The following is a 17311-nucleotide window of genomic DNA, read 5'->3' as shown; positions in this document are numbered from 1 at the left end:
GTCGTTGGCGGGCGGCGTCCAGCGCCGTGCAGGGCGGTCCGCGTACTGTCCGTGCCGCTGATGGTGCTCGCCGGGGGGCTCCTCGCACCCCAGTCCGAGGTCAACGGACGCCTCGCCGCCCAGCTCGGCACGGGCCCCGCACTGGCATCGCCGCAGGAGCTATCAGCATCGGCGTGAGCCTGCTGGCGCTGCTGGCCGTCAGCCTGCTCATGCCCGCACGCCGGCGCGAGGTGGCGGGAATCGCAGCAGTCTTTCGGGAGAGGCGGCTGCGGCCTTGGGAGGCCTCAGGCGCAGTGCTGGGTGCCTGCTTTGTCGCGAGCCAAGGCCTCACAGCCCCGATGATCGGGGTGGCACTGTTCAGCATCGCCGTCACCGCGGGACAAGCATGCGGCGCGCTGTTCGTCGACCACATCGGCCTCAGCCCCTCAGGACGACAGGCCGTCAGCCGCTCGCGCGTCATCGCAACCGCCCTGGCCGTCACGACCATGGGCGTCGGCGCGAGTGAGCAGCTCACAGCAGGCGTTGCCTGGGCAACGGTGCTGGCCGCCGCCACCCCGCTGGCCACCGGGGCCGGCCTGTCGGTGCAGCAGGCGCTCAACGGGCGCATCGCACGAGTTGTCGGCCCATGGGCCGCGACCGTGAACAACATGGTCGTCGGCCTGGCCACACCCATCGTGGCCTTCGCCGTCAGCCTGCTTGCCGCAGGCAGCCTGAACGGGATGCCCGGCGACGCCGACCTCTACATCGGCGGGCTGCTCGGCACCGCCTTCGTCGCTCTGACCTCCTGGCTGGCCCGCATCCACGGCGTTCTCGTCCTGGGACTCTCTGTCATCGCAGGACAGGTCCTCGCCGCCGGAGCGATCCAGCACGGTCACGCCACGCCGATGAGCCTGATACCCGTCGCGCTCACCCTCACCGGCGTACTCATAGCCCTCCGCCAACGTGCGCACCACTGAGCCCCAACCCCTTCCCACCACTCCCTCCGCCGGAAGCAAGGAACACCTCTTGTTTCACCGCAACGCCCCGCTGACCGTCGAAGGACGCCGCCGTCTCATCGAGCGCTGCAAGACCCGCCCCATCGCACACGTCGCCGCGGAGATGGGCACCCGCGTGTGCTTCCAAATGGGTCAACCGGTACCGGCGGTACGGGGAACTGGGCCTGCTCGACCGCTCCAGCGCACCGCACCGCCAACCGACAGGGACCCCTTGCCAGGTGATCACGAGGTCGGGGCGCTGCGGCGGGAGCGCAAGTGGCCCGCGGCCCGGATCGCGTTCGAGCTCGCCGCCGACGGCATACCCATCTCCCGCCGGACGGCCACCCGCCACCTCTGGGGCTGAACCGACGGAAGTTCATCGACCCCAACGGCGAGACGAACCGCGAGCCGCAGGAGATCCCCGCCCGCAGGCCCGGGCACATGGTCCACGTGGACGTGAAAAAGGTCGGCAGGATTCCCGACGGCGGCGGCTGGCGCGCCCCCGGCCGCGGCAGCGAGCAGGCGAAGGCCGCGGACCGGGCCAAGGCCAGGGGCGCCAAGGCCGGGTACGTGTACCTGCACTCGGCGTCCGAAGAGTTCCTCTACGCCCGCGTGTGGACCTCAGAAACCCAGCGCGCTGAAGCCATTTCAGTCTGGAACATCCACTACAACTACCATCGACCACGCACCGCCGTCGGAAACCAGTCCCCGACAGCGCGAGCCTGCAGCAGCGTCACCAACGTCATGGCCTCATACACCTAACCGCTGTTGACAGTCGACCTCAATTGGTCGACAATCGACTGAAGGATGGTCGACAATCGACCAGATTGCTCGGACTGCTCCGCTGAACACTAGGAGGAACCAGTGGGATTCGACGTCAAGCCCAAGTTCGTGACGTTCGACATGAACGGAACGTTGATCAAGTTCAGCATCAACGACACGATGCGTGAGGTTCTGGGCGACCGGCTGCCGCCCGAGGTCGCCGATGAGTTCCTGCGGATCTGCAAGGCGTACCGGATCGACGAGTGCACGGGCGCCTACCAGCCGTTCCACCAGGTCGTCGCCCGCTCCATGGAACGCGCCTCGCGCAAGGTCGGTCTCGAGCACCGCGAGGAAGACGCGCGGGCGGTGTACGAGACCATCCCCACCTGGGGCCCGTACCCGGGCGTCACCGAGGCGCTGAACCGCCTGGCCGAGGCGGTCCCGCTGGTCATCATCACGAACAGCGACACCGCGCATGCCGTGCGTCTCGCGGAGAACCTCAAGGCCCCGTTCGAGGTCGTCATCAGCGCCGAGGAGATGGGCGTCTACAAGCCGCGACTCGGCGCCTTCGACTACATGCTCGACAAGCTCGGCGTGACACCCGACGAGCTCGTGCACGTGTCCGCGAGCCCGATGTACGACCTGCGCTCCGCGGCGATCATGGGCATCAAGAACAAGGTGTATGTCGATCGCGGCTTCGAGCACGACGAGCACTGGCTCGGCTACGAGCGGATCACCGACATCGCCGACCTCCCGGTCCTCTTCGGCCTGCCGCGCCCCTGACACCCGAGAGGAGAACCGAAGAAATGGTGCGCAGCAAGGCGGCGGCATGAGTCTGCCCCTGCCGCAAACCGTCAAGGGCGACTCGGCTGCGGAAAGGCTCCGAGCCCTAGGACTGACGCTACCCGTCCTCGCCGACAGCACGTACCTCGTGCCCCACCGGACGGTGGGGTCCAGCATCCACCTCTCCGGCCAGCTTCCCTTCAAGGCCGGAGAACTGCTGGGCCAGGGCGTCGTCGGGCGGGACGTGGAGCTGGAGACCGCGCAGGAGCTCGCACGCCATGCCGCGCTCAACGCGCTCGCCGCCGCAGTGCAGGCGGTCGGCGACCTGGACCGGGTCCGTCTCGTGCAGATTCTGGTCTTCGTGGCCAGCACGCCGGACTTCGGTCTCCAGTCACAGGTCGCCAACGCGGCCAGTGAACTGCTCATCGAGGTACTGGGCGAGAACGGCCGGCACGCCCGCACCGCTATCGGCGTCGCCGGGCTACCGCTCAACAGTCCGGTCGAGATCCAGATGATCTGCACCGCGGTCTAGCGACGAGCCGATCGTGAGCGGCGGCGGTGAACCGGCTTCCCCAGGCACCGCGTGAGGGGCTGATCCCAGTCCGACGCGCCGCCACTGCCGAGGAGATCGCCGACGCCGTTCCGCCTCGCGTCGTCGGAGTCCTCCTACCTCAACCGGGCAACCCTCTCCGCCGACGGCAGCTGCACCGCCTTCCAGCCCCGCCCCCCGGGTCCCAGACACAGAAGAAGGACGCACCATGAACGCCCATGCGGCACCACCGCGAAACGGAGAGCTCGGCTTCTGGGTGGCCGGGCTGGCCGACAAGAGGCCGTCGTTCCCCCGCTTCACCGGCCAGGACTCCGTGGACGTGGCCATTATCGGCGGCGGCTACACCGGCCTGTGGGCGGCGTACTTCGCCAAGAAGCTCGAACCGTCGCTCTCGGTCGCCGTCTTCGAGGCCGAACAGGTGGGCTACGGCGCGTCAGGACGCAACGGTGGCTGGCTCTCGGCGATGCCCCCAGGGAACCGTGCCACCTTCGCCCGCGCCGGGGGCGGGCTGGAAGCGAGCCGGGCACTGCAGCAGGAGTTCGTCGCCGGCGTCGACGCGGTCCTGGACATCCTCCAGGCCGAGGGCATCAACGCCGATCAGCACAAGGGTGGCGCGCTCGTCGCCGCTCACACTCGGGCAGGGCTGGGCCGGCTTGTCACCAGGCGTGATGCCGACCTGAAGTACGGGTTGACCGAAGACGAAGTCCACCTGCTGGACCGGGACGAGTTCCGGAGCCGGATCGACATCTCCACCGTCCATGGCGGGCTCTTCTACAAGCACTGCGCGCGGTTCCACCCCGCGAAGCTCGTCTACGGCCTCGCCGACACCCTGACCTCCACGGGAGTAAGGATCTTCGAGGGCAGCCGAGTGGACCGTGTCGGGGACAAGACCCTCACCTTGGCCGACGGACGCGTCAGCGCGGCCAGGACGTTCATCTGCACCGAAGGCTATTCGGGACAGCTGCTCGGCAGCCGGACCCTGATTCCGGTCAACTCCTCGTTGATCGTGACCAAGCCCCTGCCGGAGGAGGCATGGCAGGAGATCGGCTGGGACGGGCTCCAATGCCTCAGCGACTCCGCTCACACCTTCATCTACGCCCAGCGGACATCGGACGGCCGCATCGCCATGGGGGGCCGCGGTGTCCCCTACCGCCTCGGGTCCGGCACAGGGGGAGCCGGTGCGACCGCCCAGTCCACCATCGACCTGATCTCGCAGAAGCTCAGTACCTTCTTCCCGAGCATCCCCTTCGAGGTGGACCACGCCTGGTCAGGGGTCCTGGGCGTCACGCGGGACTGGAACGGCGGCGTGCACTGGGACCCGGCATCGGGGATCGGCTCGTCCACCGGCTACGCCGGACACGGCGTCACGTCGGCCTATGTCGGCGGCAGGACTCTCGTGGAGCTCGCCTTCGAGAAGGAATCCGAACGGACCACCCTTCCCTGGGTCGGCTACCGGGCACGCAAGTGGGAACCGGAACCCATCCGCTGGCTGGGCGTTCACGCCATGTACCGGCTCTTCGGCGTTGCCGACCAATGGGAAGAGCGCAGGGGTTCCAGCAAGACCTCACTCCTGGCCAGATTCGGCAGCAGACTCGCCGGACTTCACGAGTAAAGAAAAGGCAACTGCTCTCATGGACGCAAAACTCGCAGTCATCGGCTTGGGCAGCATCGGAAGTATGGCCCTGTGGCAGGCCTCCCGACTGTCCGACTCGGTAGTGGGCTTCGAGGCCGCCACCCCGGCCCACGGCCGCAGTGCCGTGGGCGGGGACACCCGCTTGCTCCGCACGATCTACTTCGGGAAACCCGACTACTACCCCATCATGGAACGCTCCCGCAGCCTCTGGGCCGAGCTCGAAGCGGAAACCGGGCAGGAGATTTTCACACCTACCGGGGGTCTGACCATCGGGACGACGAACAGCAGCTTCATCAACAGCCTCCTCGAGACAGCGCGCATCACCGGAGCCGAGCACTACGTCCTCAGCCGGGAGGAGATAGCGGAACGCTACCCCCAGCACAACCTCCGCCCCGACGACTGCGCCATCTATGACCCCCACGCCGGCGTCCTGCGCACCGACCGCGCCGTCAGCGCCGCCGTCGCGGCAGCCCAGGCAGGCGGCGCCACCGTCCATCAGAACACACCCGTGGACAGCATCACCGAAACCGCACACGGCGTGGTCGTCACCTCGGGCGACAGGACCTGGACGTTCGAGAAGGTCATCGTCGCCTCCGGCGGCTGGTCCCGAAAGCTCATGCCCGACCACCTCAAGGCCGTCACGGAAACCCATCGGATCGTCCTGACCTGGTTCATCGCCCAGGACGGCACACACTTCTCGCCAGAGAACTTCCCCATCTTCAGCCGGCAGTACGACGATCGCTCCATGTACGGCGCACCCGCCCTCGATGGCGTGACGGTCAAGGCATCAGTGGACGCACCCCTGAGGGGACGCGCAAGGGCAACCCCCGACCCGGACTCCATGCCCAGAGAACTCACCCCGGAAGAAGTCGAGAAGGTCACCGAGACCGTCACCGAATTCTTCCCCGGTCTGATCCCCACCATCGTGCGCTCCGACGCTTTTCCCGACCTTTTCACCGAGGACAGGCACCCCCTCCTCGGCTGGCTGGATGAGAACAGCAGGGTCTACTGTGCCACCGGATTCTCCGGAAAGGGCTTCAAGATGGCCACCGGCTATGGCCACATCGCCGCACACGAGGCGCTAGGCAAGCAGACCATCGAAGGCCTGGACTTCGTGCGTCCGGACCGGTTCAAGACCAGGTAGCCTCCCACGTCCGCCGCCCCGGCGCAGGAGCGCCGGTATCGCCGTTCGACCGACAGTCGTTGCCGGACTCATCTGATGATGTCCCGCAACGACCGTCGGTCATCTGCTGAACTGTCCACTCGCGAAGGGACTCAGCGTCAGACGGTGTCCTATGTGGTGAGGCGGAGGAGTCGCTAGTAGCTCAGCTTCCTCGGCCTCGGTGCCCAGCCCCCTCCCCCGAATGAGGCCTGCTACTCGCCGAGAACCAGCCGTATGCCGTACGCGCCCCTGGGCCGTCCTTGCCCCGGCTGCCGTCCTGGCCCTGCTCGGGACGCTCGCGGTTACAGCAGCCGACGGGGTTCGCATCCCCAGGCTGAGGCGGCGGGCGTAGGCCCAGCCGGGAGCGCCCAAGGACCATCCCCGCAGGACGGTGCAGACAGTGCCGGAGCCACCGCGAACGCCCGTACTCACACCACCCAGAAACTGACGGACACCCTCATTGACCGATCTCATCCCCCGCGTTCTGACGCGCCGAACAGTACGGTCCGAGAAGCGTGGGCGCGAGCGGACCTGGAAGCACCTGTCACCGCTCCTGCGGCTGCTGATCCTGACGCAACTCACCTTCAACATCGGCTTCTTCGCCGTCCTGCCGGTTCCTGGCCGAGCACTCTCGGCACCGCGCTCGCCATGGCGGGGCGGATGGTCGGCTTCGTCCTGGGTCTGCGGACCTTCAGCCAGCAGGGCCTCTTCGTCGTCGGCGGCGCACTCGTCGACCGCTATGGCGTGCGCCCGATCGTGCTGGCCGGCTGCGTGCTGCGGGCCGCCGGGTTCGCCTGGCTGGGGTGTGCGGAGCAGACCTGGACGGTGATCGGCGCGGTGCTCCTCATCGGCTTCACCGCCGCGCTGTTCTCACCGGCGGTGGAGTCCGAAGTGGCCCGGCAGGCAGTGATCTGGGAGGAGGAGGGCCACGGTTCACGCACTCGGGCGTGCTGCTGCGCAACCGCCGCTTTCTCGCCCTGTGCTGCGCCTATCTGCTCGCCTGCAACCAGCTCTACCTCGCCCTGCCGGAGGAGGTGCGGCGCGCGACCGGCTCCCAGGCGGCCCTGTCCTGGCTGTTCGCCCTGTCCTCCCTGCTGGGTGTCTGCGCCCAACTGCCCGTCACGCGCTGGGCAGCTGACCGGATCGGCGTGCGCCGCTCAATGATCGCCGGGCTGCTGCTCATCGCGTCCGATTTCGCTGTCGTGGCCGCGGCTCAGCCCTCCGGCTGGACGGGTGTAGCGGGATGTTGCCCGCTGCCGCGTACGTCGTCCTGCTCACCCTCGGCCAGATGCTGGTCGTCCCCGCCGCCCGCGCCTGGGTGCCCGACCTTGCCGAAGACGGCCGCATCGGCCCCTACACCGGCGCGCTGTCCTCGGTCTCCGGCCTGATCGTTCTCGTTGGCAGCTCGGTCACCGCTCCCTGCTCGACCTGGACCTGCCACCTTCCGTGCCCTGGCTGGTCCTCGCCGCAGTGCCCGCCCTGGCGGTGGCACTGCTGCCGAGCCGCTCAGAGGCGCTGTCACGTTGTTGCGGGGGTAGGTGTCTGATGGTGTTGCGGCGTGGCGGAGCCGGGTTCCGGGCGGTGCTCAGCCGGTGGTGGAGAGGCCAGCGACGCCGGTGATGTCCTCCTGTTTCGTGGATGCGCCGAGGTTCGACAGCCCTTCGGTCGCCGACTACGGCGCACCTAACGAGCTCGTGCATGGTTGGCGGTGGCGAGGTGAAGTCGTGATCGTCGATCATGGCTTCCGTGGTGGGGACTCGAGCGCGTGCAGCCATCGTTCGGAGCCAGCGGATCACGGGCTTGTCGCCGGATGTGATCGCTGAACTCGCCGCTGAGATCGGCCCGTTGTGGCACGAGCGGCATCAGGCCGTTCTCATGTCGCACTCTCGACGCCGGGCGGTCGGGGCCGGGGCGAAGCACAAGCTGGTCTTCGTCGACAGCCTGCTGGCCACCCTCGTTCACCTGCGGCATGGCGGCACGCACGATGTGCTAGCCTGCTGGTTCGCTGTCGACCGCTCCACCATCACGCGCGCAATTGGTGAGCTACGACCCTTGCTGGCGGCGCGCGGCTGCACTGTCGCGCCCGGCAGCAGGCTGCGTACCCTCGCCGAGGTCGTCGACTGTCTCGGTGCGAGCGGGCAGACCGGGATCATCGACGGCACCGAGATCCGGGTCCGCCGACCGGCCGCCGGACGCAAGGACCGGGAGGACGCTGTCACGTTGGTTGACCGGGTGGGATGATCTTCTGGTTGATCGTGCCGGAGGGGGCTGTTCGTGGGGGTCGGGCCGCTGTCGTGCAAGGGGCACCGGTACCCGGTCGAGGTGATCTCCCACTGCGTGTGGCTGTACTTCCGGTTCCCGCTCTGCTTCCGTGAGGTCGAGGAGCTGATGTTCGAGCGCGGGATCATCGTCTCGTACGAGACCATCCGCCGCTGGTGCGCCAAGTTCGGCCAGGCCTAGGCGAACGGACTACGCCGTCGCCGGCCCCGGACCGGCGACAAGCGGCACCTTGACGAGGTCTTCATCAAGATCAACGGTGAGCTGAAGCCACCTGATGCCCGCAGACGACTACCGAGCCGAGATGACCGTCCGCTTCGCAATCCGGGAGCAGATCACCGGCGCCGCCGGCCCCTCCCCCACCGCCTGAGCACAGCCCGGAACCGGGCTCCACGGCGCCACGACGCACCATCAGACACCTCCCCGCCCAGCAACGTGACAGCGCCGTCCCACGGGCTGCCCCGCACGGTAAAGCCGTGCGGGGCAGCCCGCGAGTGAGGGAATGCGGTCAGGCCCAGGGGTTGACCGCCTGGAAGGAACTGTCGGCGCGGAAGGTGGCGTTGTCCTGGAAGGTGTCGAGGCGCAGCTCGTAGTTGTAGTGGCGGATGTAGCGGCCGGGGTAGTTGTAAGACTCCAGGCTGACCGAACCGGTGGCCGAGCCCGACCGGGCGCAGTAGGTGGCGTCCTTGTTGAAGAGCGTGGTGCCGTTGCTCGCGTCGGCGCGGATCCGGAGGTCCTTGTGGCGCAGGTAGCGGCCGGACGCGTCACGGAACGAGTAGCAGCTTCCGTCGGCCAGGCCGGGAACGATCGTGAAGGTGGCGCTCTGCTTGACCGCCGTCGTGCTGGAGGACGTCACCGGATCGAGGTAGCCGAGGCTGTCGGACCGCACGACGGCGTAGCGGCCGGGGAAGTTGACGGACTGGAGCGAGCGGGTGGTGTTCGTCGGCAGGGCGACGCCGCCGGAGACCGGGTCGATGCTGCTCAGGGTGGGGACGACCTTCTTGATCAGGCCGTCGGCGTCGAACTCCATCTTGTCGATGGTGGTTTCGCGGTGGGTGCCGTCGCCGCCGGGGATGGCGAAGCGGTGGTAGGCGATGTACCAGTCGTCGGTGCCCGGTACCTGCACCACTGAGTGGTGTCCGGGGCCCTTGATGCCGAGCGAGAGGTCCTTCTCCAGGATCACGCCGCGCTTGGTCCAGGGACCGGTGGGCGAGGAGCCGGTGGCGTAGGCGACCCGGTAGTTCTCGTCCCGGGTGTCGTTCTCCGACCACATCAAGTAGTAGGTGCCCTTGCGCTTGATGACGAAGGAGCCCTCCCTGTAGCCGCTGGGGGTGATGTTGGTGACCTTCGAGGCGTCGAAGGAGACCATGTCGGCGTTGAGGGGGGCGACGTACGCCTGGCCGTTCCCCCAGTAGAGATACGACTGCCCGTCGTCGTCGGTGAAGACGGCCGGGTCGATCATCTGGCCCGAGTAGTCACCGGCCTTCAGCAGCGGCTTGCCCAGCGCGTCCTTGAACGGGCCGGTCGGCGAGTCGGAGACCGCGACACCGATGTTGCCGTTGGCGCAGAAGTAGAAGTAGTACTTGCCGTTCTTCTCCTCGATCGTGGGCGCCCACGCCTTGTTGTCGGCCCAGCTGACGTCCGGTCCCAGGTCGAGGATGACACCGTGGTCGGTCCAGTGGACCAGGTCCTTGGACGAGTACGCCTTGAACTGCGTACCGCTCCAGTTCGCGAAGCCGTCGGTGGTCGGGTAGATGTAATACGTGTCGCCGAAGCGGACGATGTTCGGGTCGGCGGTGAGCCCCGGCAGGACCGGGCTCCTCATGACCAGCGCCTCCACCGTCCAGGTGCGCTTCGTTCCGTCGGAGCCGGTCACCTCGTACGTCACGGGCGCGGTGAAGTCGCGCGGCGTGCCGGAGGCCGGGCTGATCGACGCGCCCTGGGCGAGCGTGAACTGCGGGGCGAGCGCGGTGAGGTCCGTGCCCTCCTTCACCGGCAGCGTGATCTTGCTACGGGCGTCGTCGATGAGGGCGTCGATCTTCAGCGAGGGAAGGGTGACCGCGGCGATGTGCGTGGTGTTCCCGCTGATCTCGAGGACCTCGCCGGGCGCCAGCGCGCGGTTGTAGACCCTGAAGTCCCGCATCTTGCCCTTGAAGAGCTTGTCACCGCTGAAGAGGGACTTGCCGATGTAGTTGGCCGTCGTGATGCCGGATCCGATGGAACCGGGGGTGGTGGTGACCGACGTGTTGCGGGCCACCTCCACCCCGTCCTGGTACAGGACGCCCGTGGTGCCGGTCTGCGTGTAGGTGACGTGCTTCCAGACGGAGCGCGGCAGGTCGCTGGTGGTTCGGGTGTTCTGCTCGGTCGAAAAGGCCCCGGAGGCGATGGCGGTCCGGAACGTGTTACCGGTGCCGAACAGGTACCCGTTGCCCGCTCCGTTGGCGGAGTTGCCGAAGCCGTAGAGGAAGTACGGCGTGGCCTGGTTGGCGTCGATCTGCACGTCCATCGAGACGGTGATCGCGTTCATGCCGCTCATGATGTTGTCCGGCACCTTGATATAGGTGTCGGAGCCGTTGAACGTGAGCCCTTCCCCGGAACCCGACCAGCCGGCGGTGCCGTTCACGGTTCCGTTCCGGCCGTTGCCCGAGGCGTCCGCCGCCACGGTGCCCGAGGTGGCGTCGAGCTTGTACCAGAGAGCCAGGCCATCGGTGATCTCCGCTGCCTGGGCCGGGGTCGCTGGGCCGGCGACGCCCACCAGGAGCGAGGCGGCGGCCACGGCGGCCAGAGCGCCCTGCCGGAATCTCGGGCGGCGCTGTGCTGTCACGCCGCGCGGTCGAAAAGTATCCGGCATACCGGACAGCTCCTTTCGGTCTGGTGGAGCGATGGGTGGGTGGGGGCGCCGTGCAGGCGCCCCCCTTGTCGGCGTCGGTCAGCTCGTCGCGCGGAAGGTGGCGTCGCCGCGTCCTGTCGCGGTGGTGATGGGGTCGAGGCGGAGCTGGTAGGCATAGTGGCGGATGTAGCGGTCGGGGTGGTTGTAGGACTGGAAGGACGACCAGGTGGAGTCGGCGAGGCCGGGGACCTGGTTGAAGGTGGCGTCCGCGGCAAACTGGGCGGTGCCGTCGTTGCGGACCAGCTGGAAGTCGTAGTTGGCGTGGCGCAGGAAGTAGCCGGGGAACTTGACCGACTCGAAGGAGACGGTGCCGGTGCCGGTGAGGCCGGGCCGCATCCGGAACTGGGCGTCGTCGGCGGGGCTCACGTTGGGATCGATGCGCACGTCGAAGTTGGTCTGGCGCACGTACCGGTCCTGGAAGTTGAACGACTGCAGGCGCTGGACCGGGGTGTTGGGCCAGCGGGCGAGGACACGGCTCTCCTCGGCGGAGGTGAGGTTCATGATCCAGCCGTGGCGCTTCTTCGTCACGCCCATGTTGTAGCTGCCCGTCACCTGCTTCTGGTAGGAGGCGGGGTCTGAGGGGTTGGTCGTCAGGACCGGCATGTAGCCGCTGTTGGTGGCGTACTGGTCGAGGTAGAGACCCCACTTGTTGGTGCCGTTGAACTTCATCCACATCGGGCCCTCGACCCGCGTGCCGGTCGTGCCCTGCGTGCCGATCAGGCCGATGCCGGAGAGGTCGCCCAGCCTGGTCCACGTCCCGAGGATGGAGTTGCTGCCTTCGAGGGTGATCTGTCCGTCGGCGGAGGCCCGCACGTAGCGGTAGTTGCCGACACCGGCCGGGACCTCGATGATCTGGGTGTCGATGATCTCCTGGGCGCCGGGGCGGTCGATGTAGATCTGCGGGGTGGTGATGGTGTGGAAGTCGCTGGTGCGGGCGTAGAAGATGCGGTGCTTCGTCGCGCCGTTGAGGGGCACGTTCGTCGCCCAGTACAGGACGTAGTCGTTGGTCTCGGGGTCCCAGATCGCCTCGGGGGCCCAGGCGTTGCGGCCGTCGGGGATCGCGCCGGCGACGTTGAGCAGCCACGGATCCGACCAGGAGACCAGGTCCGTCGACTCCCACACCACCAGGTTGCGGCTGCCGTTGTTGATGGAGGCGTTCCAGTCCTGCCCGCAGCTGATGCACAGGTCGGTCGCGATGATCCAGTACTTGCTGCCGTCGGGGGACCTCACGAGTGCCGGGTCGCGCACCCCCTTGGTGCCGACCGTGGAGCGCAGCACCATGGCGCCGCCGTTGAGGTCGTTCCAGTGCAGGCCGTCGGTGCTGTGCGAGAGGTACATCTGCTGGTTGGTCGCCCCCTCACCGGTGAAGTGCACCATCAGGTAGCCGGGGTCGGCGGCGGCGGCGCGCTGAGGTGTGGTAACGACTTGGGCGGTGAAGAGCAGGCAGGCGGCGACAAATATCGCCGCCAGCCGCGAGAGAACCGCGGGCATATACGTTCGTTCCTGTCTTTTTGGGGTGCCGTGATCAGGGGCAAGTGAGGTCGAGGGTGAGGCCCGGCCTCCGTCCTGTTGGGGCAGGACCGGCCCAGCGCGACGTGGGCGCCGCGTCGCGCTGGTCAGCGGCCGACGTGCCGCGGTATCCGCGTGAGCATGGCAGCGACCGGGGACCCCGCCGTGGCGGGTCGGGTGACGAAGGCCGCGGAGAGGGCCGCCGGAGCCGGCTCACGAGTACGCCGGAGATGGGTGCGCAACACGAGCTGTCTCCTTTGACGGCCATGGTTCGAAACATCGAACATTGTTCGCAAGTTCGATCAGAAGATAGGTCTCAGCCAGAAGCGCGTCAATGAAACCGGCCAGTTCGATTTCCGCGCGGTCGCACCCGCAACCGCCCATGACGGTGAGACGTCCTCTGCTACGCCCCTTGAGCTGCGGAGACTCCCCTACGCTCTCGGGCCGCTCGTCAGAACGCCGACTGCACAACCACTGCCAGGGCGCTGCGAACAGGACAGGGATCTCGCATGCAAGCACGTAACGCCGAAACCTCCATCCGTCGGCGGCCTCGGAGAGCAGCACCGGCTCGGAAGATCGAACCTCAGCCTCCGACGCGACGCCCTCGCGTCCAGTCCGGCGAAGGCGTACTCGCGCCAGCGGGCAGCCGCCGCGTAGCGCCAGCCGCGTGCGACAGCGACCTCATGAAATCGCCGCAGAGAACCCCCGGCTTCCGGTAGCTGGTGACAGAAAGGCTGCTGAATGAGCGTCTGTGACAAGTCCGATGCCTCGCTTGTGACAGCCAGGCTGCTTCGACCGCTCCCATTCACCAGCTCAGCCGGTCCCGATGGTGACAACTCCTGAGCTTCGGCTCATCGCTTGAGCCAAAGATCGACGCCGTGATCGCCGGGCTCACATTTCCGTCCAGCAACGGCCCCACTGAGGGCGTCAACACCAAGGCCAAATGAATCGCGCGCCAGATGCACGGACGAGCAGGCTTCACCCTGCTCCGGCACCGCATCCTCCTCGGATAACAGCACGCTCCGTCACCACCGAATGCGAGACAGGGCCGCTCGTTTGACAGACCCCGAGTCTGCGCTATCGGGGGATGGTGAGCAGGATGCGGCCGTGGCCACCGCCGGCGTCGACGTGGTCGTGGGCCTTGGCGATGTCTTCCAGCGGGTGACGGTCGCCGACGGCGACGGTGAGGGCGCCGACGGCGGCTGCGGAGGTGAGGTCGCGGGCGGCCTGGCGCTTGGCCTCGGCTGGGAAGTCGTCGCTGCCGAGCAGCCGCAGGGTGACGTTGTTGAACAGCAGCGGCCAGAAGGGGATCTCGGTGCGGTCCGTGCGGGTGGCGTAGGCGGCGATGACGGCGTTGTTGGCGGCGACGGCATTGTCGAGATCGGCGTTGTCGGACAGCGCGACCTCGATGATCCGGTCGACACCCCGCGGCGCGTACGAGCGGATGGCCGCGGCGGGGTCGCCGGTGTCCAGGGCGACGGCGTGGGAGACGACGGCCGGGTCGACGCGGTCGAGGTCCGCGGTTCGGCGGACGGTGGCGATCACGGTGGCGCCGGCCCAGTGGGTGAGCTGGGCGGCCAGGGAGCCGACGCCGCCGAGAACTCCGTGGACCAGGACCAGTTGGCCGTCGACCGGGCCGTCGGCGAAGACGGTGCGGTGGGCGGTGATGCCGGGGATGCCGAGGCTCGCGCCCAGCTCATCACTCAGATGATCTGGCAGAGGTACGGCTTGGTGGTCAGGTACGACGGTGGACTGGGCGGCCGTGCCGAAGGGGCGGTAGGACTGGGCGCCGTATACCCAGACCCGCTGTCCGACGCGGCGGGCGTCGACTTGGGCGCCCACGGCGTCGATGACTCCGGCGCCGTCGCTGTGCGGGATCACCCGCGGGAAGGGCATGGACGAGCCGAGCCAGCCGCGCCGTTTCTTGGTGTCGCCGGGGTTGACGCCCGAGACGGTGACGCGGACGCGGACCTCGCCGGGGCCGGGGACGGGATCAGGGAGTTCACCGACGTGCAGGACATCGGCGGCGGGGCCCTGGTCGTCATACCAGGAAGCAAGCATGGGGGTACCTCCGTGGACAGTCAGCTCGCGGGAGCGGCGGGCGCGGCGGGCGCATGCGGATCGCTGTCGGTGCATGCGGCGTCGAATACGGGCAGTTCCTCCCCGAGGGCCTCGCGCAGCCAGGTCCGTTCGGCGCGGCTGGTGGCGCGGGCGGTGAGCAGCATGCCCCGCCGGTAGGGGTCGGCGACCTCCTCGGCACGCAGGGGCCGCTCATTGTCGTAGAAGAAACTCGCCGGTTCCTCCAGGAACTCCAGCCGTCTGCGCAGCACCGCGTGCCGTTCGGCCACGTCGGGCAGGTGGGAGAGGAATGCCAGGACAACGTAGAACCGGGTGAAGTCGGTGATCTCGTGGTCGGCGGGCTTGCGCAGGCGCTGAAGCATCTCGGCCCGCCCGGCCGCGGTCACGCTGAGCACGTACCGGGCCGCCCCCGCGGCCGGGTGGGCGCGCCGCTCGATCAAGCCCGCCCTGGTCAGACGATTGATCGCCGGATACAGGCTGCCGTCACTGACCGGCCGCGTATAGCCGGTCAGCTGTGAGATGCGGCGGCGCAGCTCGTGTCCAGGCAGGGGTCCCTCGGCGAGGAAGCCGAGTATCGCGAGTTCCAGCATGAGTCCATCTTCGCACGCGGACATCGATTCGATGTGAACATCGATTCGATGTTACGCTCGCAAGTACCCGCCCAAACGTCTCTGGAGAGGCACAGCAAGATGCCATCGCAGTCCACCGAGTCAGTGATGAACCGTTTCGTCGAGTTCATCAACACGGGCAACGAGGATCTCGCCCGCGAGGTCATTTCTCCGGACGCGGTGTTCCACGCGCCAAGCCACCCGGAACCCCTGCGGGGGCCCGATGGGTACTTGGAAGTCCTCGGGATGATGCGCAGTGCCTTCCCCGACGTCCAGTGGACGCTGGAGGAGAAGGTCACCGAAGGCGACACCGTGGCCGCGCGGTTCACCATGCGGGGAACCCACGACGGTGAGTTCTTCGGGGTCCCGGCGAGCGGCAACAAGATCTCGGTGCAGGCCATGAACTTCTACTACCTGGCCGAAGGCCGGATCGTCGGCGAACGGGGCCAGCCCGATCTCCTCGGGGTGATGCAGCAGATCGGTGCCGTACCGGCGCCGTGAACCTCGTAGCGCCGGGTGAGCATTTTGCCGCGCGGGATTGCCGCTGCCGGGAGGGGACCGTACGGCGCGGTGGCAGAGGGCGAAGGCCCGCACCGGAGCGCGGGCGTCCGTCGCGGGTTCACCGCAAGAGGCCGGTCTTCTTCTTGATCCGGCATTGTCGCGCAGACAGCGCCCGTTGGGGCGAGAGCTTTACACCTTGTCACCGCTGACGTGACCGAGCCGGTTACGGAACTGCTCGTTCTACGGCGAATACTGCAAGCCTCGAATACCGACAGTCCACCAGTGGGTCCGCAAGACGAGCGAGGCGATCGTCGGCGCCATCACCGGCTCTCTGGCCGTTCCCCGCACGCTGCTGCTCGGCAGGTACGACGACGGAGGACGCTTTTCAGTACGTCGGCCGCACCACCACCCTCGCCCGGGCGGCAGGTGCGGCCGCCGCCGGTCTGCTCGCTCGAGGGCGGCGCGGTCATCCGTGGACAGGCTGATCGTTCTCCGCCGGGTGGGGCAGCCGGGTGACGCTGAACGTCACGCCGGTGGAGCCCGAGCTGGTCGTGGAAGTCGACGTCGACGTCGCTCGCGACGCCTCCGGCCAGTGGCGACATCTCACACGCTGGCACTGTGCGCGCCCCGACCTCCCCCCTGTCGACGTTCCCCGCATGACGTCCCCGCGGCGCTGACGGCGGCTGGGCGCGATGGCCCCGCCGACGCGCAACCGGGTGAGCGCGCCCCGATCCCCGGCTGCGTCCGCGCCGCCCATCCCGTCCTCCCTCATCCTCAACTCCAGACAGGGCATGGTCGAAGGGGTCGCAACGGGGATGTCAGCGGCCCGACCACGCCGTACCCCCGCGGTGACCTGGGCGGACTCCAAGGCTCTGTGAGATACCGGCGCAACACCTACCGCAACACTTCACGCAACTTCTACCGCAACACGGACGGGGCCTTATGAGGTGAAGCGGCGGCCGGGCGGGCTGGTCACCGTGTCGCCCTGCGATCGGCGCCCACGATCTGGAGTTGGTCGCCGGTCGCGCGCACGACCAGGTCCAGGGCGAGCCGCAGTTCGCGTCCCTCCTCCGACACGGCACGGTCGGACCCGTGTTCGGGGCGATGGTCTGGCGTGGAGGGCTCTTGGGCGGTCACAGACCTCCGATCACCTTGGGGTTGGCATAGGCGCCCGGCCGATGCACGAGGAACAGGGTGTTGAGCGGCGACCTCCTGCTTCGTGGAGAGCGTGAGGCGACCGCCGTCGAGGCAGTCCTGGCACAGCGAGCGCGGCAGCACTCTGAATGCACCCAATCCGGCGAGCAGGCCGACACCAAGGCGCTGGTCATGCTACCGAGCGAGATCGTTGCTGAACGAATTTGAGCGCCGTTGCGGGCTACACCTCGAGGTAGGGGCATCCTGCCTGGCCCGTGACCGAATGGCTCCTGGATTTCGACCTCGATGGCGGCACCTGGGCACGTCGTGAGCGCGGTACTTGGCGAAACCCGCCAATTGAAGTGTTCAGTCACAGGTGCGCTTCCGCCGTGGATGGCATCGGGTCGATCGAACTGACACCGGCCTGCGCCTGCCGAAGGCGTCTGTGC

General features: G+C 67.9%; 12 protein-coding genes and 4 pseudogenes. 11 read left to right on the top strand and 5 right to left on the bottom strand.

The annotated features are described in order from the left end of the window. The first annotated feature begins 26 nt into the window (after positions 1-26). From QF032_RS39135 to QF032_RS39090, 10 genes and pseudogenes are all read left to right on the top strand, one after another. On the top strand, positions 27-956 hold the full coding sequence (locus QF032_RS39135) for a DMT family transporter (protein WP_307059862.1): 930 nt from the start codon (positions 27-29) through the stop codon (positions 954-956). Between the two features lie 49 nt (positions 957-1005). Next, positions 1006-1736, top strand: a pseudogene (locus tag QF032_RS39130) (leucine zipper domain-containing protein). Positions 1737-1838: 102 nt separating this feature from the next. Beyond that, positions 1839-2519 carry a haloacid dehalogenase type II gene (locus tag QF032_RS39125; RefSeq protein WP_307059860.1) on the top strand — a complete coding sequence of 227 codons (681 nt, stop codon included), beginning with the start codon at positions 1839-1841 and terminating at the stop codon, positions 2517-2519. Positions 2520-2565: 46 nt separating this feature from the next. After that, the gene (locus QF032_RS39120; RefSeq protein WP_307049478.1) at positions 2566-3051 is read left to right on the top strand and encodes a RidA family protein; all 486 of its coding nucleotides are present in this window, start codon (positions 2566-2568) and stop codon (positions 3049-3051) included. Positions 3052-3277: 226 nt separating this feature from the next. Further along, positions 3278-4681: an NAD(P)/FAD-dependent oxidoreductase gene (locus QF032_RS39115; protein WP_307059858.1), complete on the top strand. Its 1404-nt coding sequence runs from the start codon at positions 3278-3280 to the stop codon at positions 4679-4681. A 19-nt stretch (positions 4682-4700) separates the two neighbouring features. Beyond that, positions 4701-5846, top strand: a complete 1146-nt coding sequence (gene solA / locus QF032_RS39110) for an N-methyl-L-tryptophan oxidase (RefSeq protein WP_307059856.1) — start codon at positions 4701-4703, stop codon at positions 5844-5846. Positions 5847-6026: 180 nt separating this feature from the next. Then, a pseudogene (locus QF032_RS39105) lies at positions 6027-6216 on the top strand (ABC transporter permease subunit); the annotation flags it as partial. 132 nt (positions 6217-6348) lie between these two features. Continuing rightward, a pseudogene (locus QF032_RS39100) lies at positions 6349-7484 on the top strand (MFS transporter). Between the two features lie 117 nt (positions 7485-7601). Further along, complete coding sequence (locus QF032_RS39095; RefSeq protein WP_307049472.1) at positions 7602-8105, top strand: transposase family protein; 504 nt, start codon at positions 7602-7604, stop codon at positions 8103-8105. Between the two features lie 33 nt (positions 8106-8138). Then, positions 8139-8402 (top strand): annotated as a pseudogene (locus tag QF032_RS39090) (IS6 family transposase); the annotation flags it as partial. A gap of 247 nt (positions 8403-8649) precedes the next feature. Here QF032_RS39090 and QF032_RS39080 read toward each other — a convergent pair. The 4 genes from QF032_RS39080 to QF032_RS39065 all read right to left on the bottom strand — a co-directional run bounded on the left by QF032_RS39080 (position 8650) and on the right by QF032_RS39065 (position 15209). Further along, on the bottom strand, positions 8650-10992 hold the full coding sequence (locus tag QF032_RS39080; RefSeq protein WP_373430445.1) for a family 43 glycosylhydrolase: 2343 nt from the start codon (positions 10990-10992) through the stop codon (positions 8650-8652). Between the two features lie 78 nt (positions 10993-11070). Then, positions 11071-12522, bottom strand: coding sequence for a glycoside hydrolase family 43 protein (locus QF032_RS39075; protein WP_307059854.1), 1452 nt, complete (start codon positions 12520-12522; stop codon positions 11071-11073). A gap of 1095 nt (positions 12523-13617) precedes the next feature. Then, on the bottom strand, positions 13618-14601 hold the full coding sequence (locus QF032_RS39070) for an NADPH:quinone reductase (RefSeq protein ID WP_307059852.1): 984 nt from the start codon (positions 14599-14601) through the stop codon (positions 13618-13620). Between the two features lie 20 nt (positions 14602-14621). Next, a complete protein-coding gene (locus QF032_RS39065; protein WP_307059850.1) occupies positions 14622-15209 on the bottom strand; it encodes a PadR family transcriptional regulator in 588 nt (195 codons plus the stop codon). A 33-nt stretch (positions 15210-15242) separates the two neighbouring features. Here QF032_RS39065 and QF032_RS39060 point away from each other — a divergent pair, with 33 nt between their 5' ends. After that, positions 15243-15728, top strand: coding sequence for an ester cyclase (locus tag QF032_RS39060; RefSeq protein ID WP_307059848.1), 486 nt, complete (start codon positions 15243-15245; stop codon positions 15726-15728). A gap of 972 nt (positions 15729-16700) precedes the next feature. Here the strand turns inward: QF032_RS39060 and QF032_RS39055 are convergent. Beyond that, on the bottom strand, positions 16701-16865 hold the full coding sequence (locus QF032_RS39055) for a hypothetical protein (protein ID WP_307059846.1): 165 nt from the start codon (positions 16863-16865) through the stop codon (positions 16701-16703). Positions 16866-17311 lie beyond the last annotated feature (446 nt).

This window comes from Streptomyces achromogenes, from assembly GCF_030816715.1.
Classification (GTDB): domain Bacteria; phylum Actinomycetota; class Actinomycetes; order Streptomycetales; family Streptomycetaceae; genus Streptomyces; species Streptomyces achromogenes_A.
Note: the sequence above shows the minus strand (reverse complement) of the source record. Positions and strands in the feature narration are given on the sequence as shown.